The organism is Humidesulfovibrio sp. (assembly GCF_035560995.1).
In the GTDB taxonomy this organism is placed as follows: Bacteria; Desulfobacterota; Desulfovibrionia; order Desulfovibrionales; family Desulfovibrionaceae; genus Humidesulfovibrio.
The window spans coordinates 1-2,952 of record NZ_DATMYK010000244.1 but is presented as its reverse complement, the minus strand read 5'-3'; the positions used below and the strand labels follow the sequence as shown (position 1 = coordinate 2,952).

General features: G+C 63.6%; 4 protein-coding genes. 1 reads left to right on the top strand and 3 read right to left on the bottom strand.

The genetic code is table 11. From position 1 onward, the window contains the following. Positions 1-111: 111 nt before the first annotated feature. Positions 112-375: a hypothetical protein gene (locus VN419_RS09595; protein ID WP_325646899.1), complete on the bottom strand. Its 264-nt coding sequence runs from the start codon at positions 373-375 to the stop codon at positions 112-114. A 303-nt stretch (positions 376-678) separates the two neighbouring features. Here VN419_RS09595 and VN419_RS09590 point away from each other — a divergent pair, with 303 nt between their 5' ends. Continuing rightward, entirely contained in the window at positions 679-1,074 is a 396-nt protein-coding gene (locus tag VN419_RS09590; protein ID WP_325646897.1) for a MucR family transcriptional regulator, read from the top strand. Between the two features lie 68 nt (positions 1,075-1,142). Here VN419_RS09590 and pstA read toward each other — a convergent pair whose 3' ends face one another. After that, a complete protein-coding gene (pstA, locus tag VN419_RS09585) occupies positions 1,143-2,072 on the bottom strand; it encodes a phosphate ABC transporter permease PstA (protein ID WP_325646895.1) in 930 nt (309 codons plus the stop codon). Between the two features lie 20 nt (positions 2,073-2,092). After that, on the bottom strand, positions 2,093-2,941 hold the full coding sequence (gene pstC, locus VN419_RS09580) for a phosphate ABC transporter permease subunit PstC (RefSeq protein WP_325646901.1): 849 nt from the start codon (positions 2,939-2,941) through the stop codon (positions 2,093-2,095). Positions 2,942-2,952 lie beyond the last annotated feature (11 nt).

Below are 2,952 nucleotides of genomic sequence, written 5' to 3'. Positions count from 1 at the left end.
GAGGCCCTTTACGCGGCCAAGGCGGCGGGGCGCAACCGGGTGGAGGCCTATCCCTCCGTCCCGGCCGCAACGCTCGCGGGGTCTTCCGCCGCCCCGTAGGTTTTTTCGAGTCTAGTTGACCGGAGCTCCGCTCTTCTGCGGGCGTCCTTCCGGCGACTTGCGAAGGCGCACCACCTGCGTGCTGAAGCTGTGCACCCCCGGCTGGCAGGTGGGGCACCCCTCGGACACAATCATGCACTTTTCGTCCAGGCTGCTGGCGTCTATGCCCGCCCAGGCAAGGATCCGCGTGGTGTCTCCCGGGCTCCAAAGCACAGGCTTCCCGCATTTCGCGCACTCCACATACAAGAGTTCCGGGTCGAATCTGTTGCTGTACATGCCGGCTTCTCCTTGCTGCTGTTCTCCGCCGCCTGCTGTGGGCGGCAGGGCCTGTGTCCCTTGCTTCAAGATAAGCTTCCCCGCACAAAGCGCAAGACCCGCTCCATGCGGCCGGTTAACGTATTGCCTAACCCCCTACGGGGGAGAGGTGTTTCTACGTATATTTTTATGTATATTTTTACCCGTTCGTTCTTTACTTCCTGTCCCTACTTCAGTACTTTGATTGCGCAGTGCTGTTTTGTGGTCGCCAAATCGCTGCACCACGTGCCACGACGAACGAAAACCCCCTTTGAGGAGAATACGATGGACGATTTTCTGAAGGAAGCACTGGACATCGTTAAGGCCCAGGCCACTGTGCGGACCATGACAGAGGACGAAATTCTGTCCATGGTGCGCAGCCTGTGCAACGGCATCCGCTCCATCGGCGAGGCGACGGCTGAAGAAGAGGATACAGTGGCCGCTCCCACCACGGACCCGAAAAAGGCGGTCCGCGAAAAGAGCATAATCTGCCTGGAATCGGGCAAGACCTTCAAGGTGCTTACCAAACGCCACCTTGCGAAGTTCGGCCTTACCCCGGACGAATACCGCGAAAAATGGGGTTACCCCAAGAAAATGCCTTTGGTGTGCAAAGAGTTGCAGCGCCAGCGCCGCAAGAAGATGAAGGACATGAGGCTGTGGGAGAAGCGCGTGAAGAAATAGCGCGCACGAACCGTCAATGTGAAAGGGGGCCCATGGGCCCCCTTTTTTGTTGCGGTTCGCGCGGCGCTTTAGTGGGCGTGGCGCTTTTGCAGCCAGGCGCGCAGCACTATGGCCGCCAGATTCATGCCGAGCACCAGGGCGATGAGCACAAGGGCTGTACCGTACTGGATGGGCCGGGTTTTTTCGATCTCTGTGCCTGCAGTGGCGAGTACGTAGATGTGGTAGGGCAGGGCCATGACGTCCGAGAAGATGCTGTTCGGCATCTTTGGCGTGTAGAACACTGCGGCGGTGAACATGATGGCTGCTGTTTCGCCCGCGGCGCGGCCCACGCCCAGAATGCTGCCCGTCAGGATGCCCGGCAGGGCGCTGGGCAGCACCACCCGCCAGATGGTCTGCCACTTGGTGCCGCCAAGGGCCAGGCTGGCCTCGCGGTAGGTGCTGGGCACGTTGCGCAGGGCTTCCTCCGCCGTGCCGATGACCACGGGCAGGCAGAGCACGCCGAGCGTCAGCCAGCCTGCCGCCAGGGAAACGCCGAGCTTCATGGCCGTGACGAAGAGCCCCAGGCCGAACAGGCCGAAGACCACGGAGGGCACGCCCGCCAGATTGTTCACCCCCAGGCGGATGATGCGCATCATGGTGCCGGGGCGGGCGTATTCGTGCAGGTAGATGGCGCTGGCCACGCCCAGCGGCAGGGCCACGGCCATGGCGCCCAGGGATAGCAGCAGCGTGCCCACGATGCAGGGCAGCACGCCGCCCTCGGTCATGTAGTTCCTTGGGGCCTCTGTCAAAAACTCCCAGCTGATGGCCGAGACGCCGTTCTTCACCAGAAAGCCCACGATGACCACCAGCGCGGCCGCCACCAGCAGGATGGCTCCGCGCAGAAGCATGAACACGAACCACTGCAGACCCTTGCGGCGGATGTCGCGTCCCTGGGCGATGCTTAAGGAGACCGGCGCGGCGGGAACGGAGGTGAGTGCGGGGTTTGCGGGCTGGCTCATGTTCTTGTTCCTCATGCGGTTTACAGCGAGGCGCTGCCGGTCTGGCGGTGCTTGTGTGAAATATAGTCGGCCAGGATGTTGAAGCCGAGGGTCACCAGGAAGAGCACCATGGCGATGGCGAAGAGCGCGTGGTAGTGATGGCTGCGGAAAGGCGCCTCGGCCATCTCGGCCGCGATGCTCGCGGGCATGGGCCGGACCGGGCCGAAGAGCGAATCCGGCAGGACCGCCGCGCCGCCCGCCACCATCAACACCACCATGGTCTCGCCGATGGCCCGGCTCATGCCCAGAATGACCGCGGTGCCGATGCCCGACAGCGCCGCCGGAATGGTGACGCGCATGAGGGTTTCCAGGTGCGTGGCGCCAAGGGCCAGGCTGGCTTCCTTCAGCTCGCGCGGCACGGCGTAGATGGCGTCTTCGGAGACGCTGGCGATGGTGGGCACGCTCATGAAGGCCAGCATCAATGCGGCGTTGAACAGGTTGAGCCCGATGGGGATGTTGAGGAAATCCTGAAGGAACGGGGCCATGACCACCATGCCGAAGAAGCCGATGACCACCGAGGGGAGCGAGGCCAGCATCTCTATGACCGGCTTGGCCACGGCGCGCACGCGCGGGCTGGCGATCTCGGCCAGGTAGACCGCGCTCATGACGCCCAGGGGAATGGCCAGGACGGACGACAGGGCCGTCACCGCGCCGCTGGCGGCGATGAGCGGCAGCACGCCGTAGTCGGGCCGGGCCTCGTCCGTGGGGTACCAGTCCAGCCCGCCCAAAAAGCCCTTCAGGCTCACGAAGGAGAAGGTCGGCAGCCCCTCCATGAACAGAAAGGCCATGATGAGCCCGAGCACGGCCAGCGAAGTGACGGCCGTGGCCAGAAAGGCCTGCT